This is a genomic window from Legionella sp., assembly GCF_047605385.1.
Classification (GTDB): Bacteria; Pseudomonadota; Gammaproteobacteria; order Legionellales; family Legionellaceae; genus Legionella.
Genome location: NZ_JASGFU010000105.1, coordinates 1 through 5745, shown reverse-complemented (window position 1 = coordinate 5745; position 5745 = coordinate 1). Strand labels below are relative to the sequence as shown.

The window sequence follows — 5745 nt, the reverse complement described above, 5'->3', positions numbered from 1 at the left end:
ATGTTAGATGTTAGATGTTAGATGTTAGATGTTAGATGTTAGATGTTAGATGTTAGATGTTAATTGATTTTTATCAATAATAAATTGATTAAATAATGCTTCAGGAACAACTTCTTCTATTGCATCCGTAAGTAGGTTCATTTGGATTTTTATTTTGGCAGGTGGTGTAAATAAGGGACGAATCATTGGCAAATTAATGCTCGGAGCAGGCTCATCGAGTGTCATAAAGTGACCCGTAGGAATTTGAGAGTTGATATTTAGGGCATGGATGTTAATGTTATCCAGTATTTGCATGATTCTTTTGTTTTCCAGATAGGTTTGATCATCTAGAAAGCGTCTTAGCTGTTGTGATAGCTTTGCTACAGTTCGTTGAGTATATTCACCAGCTTCCAGCCAATCGAAATGAATACGTTGTAAGCGTTTGTCTTGGATAAATTCTTTTAGTGTTTCTTGTTTAAAAACTTCATCCAATAAAAAACTTAATTCTTCTTGACTTGCAGGGGACATTAAAAAATCCCAAAAGGCTTTAAAACTACACCCTTGATCAGAGTCTGTAATGGCGTCTCGTTCGCCAAAAATGTGCTGCAATAATTGCCCCTTGCGACCGTCCCATGAGGCGATTTGTTCGCGAACGGCTCGATCCAGTTCACGAAAATTGTGTTCTACGGTACGAAAATCGCTTAAAAGCTCACGGGCTATAGAGTTGACTTGAAAAAAACGATCTTTAAGTGCTGAATCATCCATCAGAGCCAGTTCTCCTGATTGAAGAGCTGCTATTTCTTTATCAATTCCTTGTTTTCGTTTTTCAAGCTCAGCAATACGGACGGTGACATCTTTTTCTACACCATGCACCATTTGCCTAAGTAATTCAAAGACGATTAGTAAACGAGATTCCGTACCAACGAAACGTTTTTCTGCCAAACCATCAAGCCAAACCAAGGCTTTTTCAGTCGCTGGAGTTAAATCATAATGGGGTTTATCAGAACCTTGAGAATAAAATTTTCTCAGCCAGCCTTTGCTGTTTTGAGACCATTCATCCAGGTAGTGCTGCGCACTACAAGGAAAAAGAGAATCTCCCTCCTCATTTTGCAATTGGAATAAAGTATCTTCTAACTTTGCTACCAAGCTTGATTGGCATAAAACACGCTCATTAGTTTGAATAAAAGCTTGATCTAAAAAACTAGCAATAAGTGGCGCATGATCGGCTTGCAATAATCGCCAGGCAGGGTGATTTTTTTTCAGTTGTGTCAAATAGTGAAAATCAAGAGCCACTTAAAAATACATCTCAAATTAAATGGGTTGAAATTCTATCATGGTTGGCTCCAAATCAGGAATAATTTTCTATGTTATTATGAATTCTAACCAGAAGACACTCACATGAAAATACCATTAAAATTAATGATTTTCTAACTTAAAACCATACTTTAGTTAATTTTACAGTCACCACTCCTTCTGGAGTTTTCTCAAGCATGCTCCATACATTTTTACAACGCTGTAAATAACCAAAGAGTACATTATGATTAGCACAACGATACCTAATAGGCATTTGCTCATAGAATTCTTCCAAATGAATTGCCAGGCAACGTTCACCAGTTGTCAGTTCAATCCCCCAAGGATAAGCTCTCGACATATCTAATGTTTTATTCTGTTCATTATTTATTGGCGATGACATCTTAATCAACACACTATCACCAACCCATGGTGAATGCGGGCATAAAGCTTCGGTGCGTTTATTGCCAGTCTTCACAAAACAAGGATCATAGATTGTTCCATCCGCCTCGCAACGCCATGCATCTTCACGTACAATCAGCCTAGATTGTCCCAAACAATGTCCTTGCACAGTTTTTTTTATCACCGGCGCTGCTTGCTCTATAACATCCCCATAAGGTCGATATAATTTTAATAGAGTACCATTTGCTGCAACCACAAAAGAACAGCACCATAATAATAGAAATAAAACTTTTTGCGGCATAGCTCTCCTTTAGCAAGTTTCATAAACAGCAGCCAATATTTCGGCTTAAGATTGTGGAAATGTCAATAGTCCCTAGTGTATCATCGCACTTTAGATCACTTACATGCAATTACAGGAATAAAGAAATGTCCGAAGTTTTTACCATCAAAGAATGTTTGAATGGAGCAATCGCTGTTGATGAACGCGTTACTGTACGTGGTTGGGTAAAAACCCGTCGTGATTCCAAAGTCGGTTTATCCTTTATAAGCATACACGATGGTTCATGTTTTTCTCCAATCCAAGTTGTAGCTACTGATGGTTTAGCGAATTATCATGAAGAAGTTGCAAAGCTTAATGCAGGTTGTTCCGTTATAGCTAGCGGTAAATTAGTTGTATCGCAAGGTAAAGGTCAATCATTTGAAATTCAGGCGGATAACATTAAAGTAGTTGGTTGGGTAGAAAATCCTGACACCTACCCTATTCAAGCAAAACGCCATTCATTAGAATTTTTACGGGAAGTAGCTCATTTACGCCCACGCACCAATACCATCAGTGCCGTAACCCGTATTCGCCATTGCTTGGCTCAAGCGGTTCATCGCTTCTTTCATGAGCAAGGGTTTTTCTGGATCCATACACCGATCATTACTTCCAGTGATTGTGAAGGTGCAGGTGAAATGTTTCGTGTATCGACCCTGGATATATTAAACATTCCCAAAACTCCTCAAGGACAAATCGATTACAGCAAAGATTTTTTTGGCAAGGAAGCTTTTCTTACTGTATCTGGTCAATTGAATCTTGAGTCTTATTGCATGGCAATGTCTAAAGTGTATACTTTTGGTCCAACATTCCGTGCGGAAAATTCAAATACCAGTCGTCACCTGGCTGAATTCTGGATGATTGAACCTGAAGTAGCCTTTGCTACCTTAAATGATATTTGTGATTTAAGCCAAAAAATGCTGCGTTTCATCTGCAAAGCAGTGTTAGATGAATGTACTGATGATATGGAATTTTTCAATCAATTTGTTGCTTCAGGATGCATTGAACGTATTAAGCACATCATTAATTCTGATTTTGAAGTCATGACTTATACAGATGCTATTCGTATTTTGGAACAATCAAATCATCAGTTTGAGTTTCCAGTCAGTTGGGGAGCAGATTTACAATCAGAGCATGAACGTTATCTGGCAGAAATACATTGTAAAAAGCCTGTAATTCTAACTAATTATCCACAAGAAATTAAAGGATTCTACATGCGCCTTAATGATGATGGAAAAACCGTTGCGGCAATGGATGTATTAGCCCCTGGAATCGGTGAAATTATTGGTGGTAGCCAACGTGAAGAACGTATAGATGTTTTAGATCGACGTATTGAAGAATGTAATCTGAACAAAGAAAGTTATCAATGGTACCGTGATCTGCGCCGTTACGGCACCGTACCCCATGCAGGATTTGGATTGGGATTTGAGCGTCTTGTTAGCTATGTTACTGGCTTGGCCAATGTGCGTGATGTTATCCCCTTTCCACGCACACCAGGTCACGCAGACTATTAATTAAAAAAGCGACGAACCTTTATAAGAAATAAGCTCTGTCTGGGCGTAAGAGGTCACGGGGGATGGAGAATCTTGGCTGATCTTACGTCTGGGCTTCTGGAGTAATCTTGATCAAGTAGTTAAAGTATCCTCATTTAAAGCAGATAATCTCCCTTCGCCTAAAACCAGTACTCTATCCATACGTTGAGCCAATTGTTGATCATGGGTAACAATCACCAATGCGGTATTCATTTTACGATTAAGCTCAAGCATTAAATCAAAAACTTTGGATGCAGTTGTTTGATCTAAATTTCCGGTTGGTTCATCCGCAAGTACACAATAGGGCTGATGAACTAAAGCACGCGCGATGGCCACTCGTTGCCTCTCGCCACCTGAAAGTTGAGCAGGCTTATGCTCCTTTCTTGCCTGTAGACCTACGGCATCCAGCAGGTTACTCGCCTCATCTTCTGCTGCCTTAATTGATGCATTGGCTAATAATAAAGGCATACTTACATTCTCTAATGCGGTAAATTCAGGCAATAAATGATGAAATTGATAAATAAAGCCTAAGCCCCGATTACGTAATTTGCAGCGTTGCTTTTCGCTGATTTTATGCCAATTAACATCTTTAATCGTAACCTCTCCACTAGTAGGTTGGTCAAGACCACCAAGTAAATGCAGCAAAGTACTTTTTCCGGAACCTGAAGGTCCAATAATTGCGACTCGCTCTCCTTGAGCAATGGATAAATCAATGCCACGCAATACTTCGATTTTCGAATTACCGTCGCTATAAGATTTATTTAATTGTTTACTATTTAAAATAATATCACTCATAATGCAATGCCTCCGCAATCACAATTTTTGAGGCGCGCCATGCGGGATATATTGTGGCTACAAAGCTCATCAATAAAGCCATCACACAGACTTTCCAAATATCACTCCACATAATCTTGGAAGGCAAGTAATCCACGAAATAAACGCTAGAAGACAATACTTTAATGTGGAGCCAGGTTTGCAGATGATTGACGATTGCTGTCGCATTAGTTGCTAAAATTAAGCCACCTATTAAACCAAATAAAGTACCTACAATTCCAACCATCATCCCTTGTACAATGAAGGTCCATAATATCGTCGATGGAGTAGCACCAATTGTTCTCAAAATAGCAATTTCAGCTTGTTTATCATTAACCACCATCACCAGGGAAGACACTAAATTAAAGGCAGCTACTGCAATAATCAATAGCAGGATCATGAACATCATCGTTTTTTCCATTTTCACTGCTTCAAAAAAGGAACCATACTGCTGGGTCCAATCACCCACTTGGTATTCGTCACCTAACATATGCGAAATGCGCGTTGCTAATTCAGGAGCCTGATACACATTATCAATTTTCATTTTCAGACCAGAAACATCATTACCTAACTGCAATAATTTCTGAGCATCTTCCATATTAATAAATGCCATTTTGGTATCAAAATTAAATCCAGTCCCTGCAGAAAAAATCCCCATCACCGTAAAGCGTTTGAACCGTGGCACCATCCCTGCAGGAGTGACAGTAGCCTGAGGAATCATCACCGTAACTTTATCACCAATCATTACACCTAATGTATCTGCCAAGCCTTTACCCAAAATCATGCCAAAATGATTTAAATTATTGATATTACCCGCAAGTAATTTTTCTTTTATATGAGAAATTTTTTCTTCTTGGTCAGGCAATATTCCGGTTAATATAATTGGCAAAACCTGGCCTTCATGCACTAATAACCCCTGTCCTCCCACAAAAGGTGAAATAGCCTTTATTTCCGGAACAGTTTGAATTTTTTTAGCGAGTGCAGGCCAATCACTAACTCTTTCTCCTGGCCCATTCAAGGTAATTTCAGGAGCCATACCAAAAAAACGATTATGGATTTGCTGATCGAAACCATTCATGACCGACAATACGGTAATCAAAACAGTAACGCCTAAGCCAATACCCAGCATTGAGCTTAATGAAATAAAAGACACAAAATGATTTTTCTTTCGAGATCGCGTATAGCGCAACCCCATAAATAGGGCTAATGGTTTGTACATGATCGTTTTAATTTAAGTTAAAACCATATTGTAGATAAAAATACGCCTAAGTAATATAGCTAGAGCTTGTTCCACACTTATATTTATTCATTATCAGTTGTTAACTCACAAACCTATACACAAAATCCGTGGACAGGTTGTCGCTGTCGCGAAATGATTTGCTCACAAAACAATCGATAAATCCTAATTTAACG

Annotated in this window: 5 protein-coding genes; 1 reads left to right on the top strand and 4 read right to left on the bottom strand. The window is 38.7% G+C overall.

The features are described from left to right. Positions 1-45: 45 nt before the first annotated feature. Positions 46-1272, bottom strand: coding sequence for a DUF3375 domain-containing protein (locus QM652_RS13820; RefSeq protein ID WP_415076779.1), 1227 nt, complete (start codon positions 1270-1272; stop codon positions 46-48). A gap of 139 nt (positions 1273-1411) precedes the next feature. Further along, positions 1412-1972, bottom strand: a complete 561-nt coding sequence (locus QM652_RS13815) for a hypothetical protein (protein ID WP_415076778.1) — start codon at positions 1970-1972, stop codon at positions 1412-1414. 125 nt (positions 1973-2097) lie between these two features. Between QM652_RS13815 and asnS the strand changes: the two genes are divergently transcribed. Continuing rightward, positions 2098-3501, top strand: a complete 1404-nt coding sequence (gene asnS / locus QM652_RS13810; protein ID WP_415076777.1) for an asparagine--tRNA ligase — start codon at positions 2098-2100, stop codon at positions 3499-3501. Positions 3502-3612: 111 nt separating this feature from the next. Here the strand turns inward: asnS and lolD are convergent, their stop codons facing one another. After that, the gene (gene lolD / locus QM652_RS13805) at positions 3613-4314 is read right to left on the bottom strand and encodes a lipoprotein-releasing ABC transporter ATP-binding protein LolD (RefSeq protein WP_415076776.1); all 702 of its coding nucleotides are present in this window, start codon (positions 4312-4314) and stop codon (positions 3613-3615) included. Next, complete coding sequence (locus QM652_RS13800; protein ID WP_415076775.1) at positions 4307-5551, bottom strand: lipoprotein-releasing ABC transporter permease subunit; 1245 nt, start codon at positions 5549-5551, stop codon at positions 4307-4309. The genes lolD and QM652_RS13800 overlap by 8 nt, the downstream gene beginning before the upstream one ends. Positions 5552-5745 lie beyond the last annotated feature (194 nt).

Coding starts and splice junctions, on each gene's coding strand:
- QM652_RS13800 (WP_415076775.1), bottom strand. CDS start 5,551: ATGTACAAACCATTAGCCCTATTTATGGGGTTGCGCTATACGCGATCT.
- lolD (WP_415076776.1), bottom strand. CDS start 4,314: ATGAGTGATATTATTTTAAATAGTAAACAATTAAATAAATCTTATAGC.
- asnS (WP_415076777.1), top strand. CDS start 2,098: ATGTCCGAAGTTTTTACCATCAAAGAATGTTTGAATGGAGCAATCGCT.
- QM652_RS13815 (WP_415076778.1), bottom strand. CDS start 1,972: ATGCCGCAAAAAGTTTTATTTCTATTATTATGGTGCTGTTCTTTTGTG.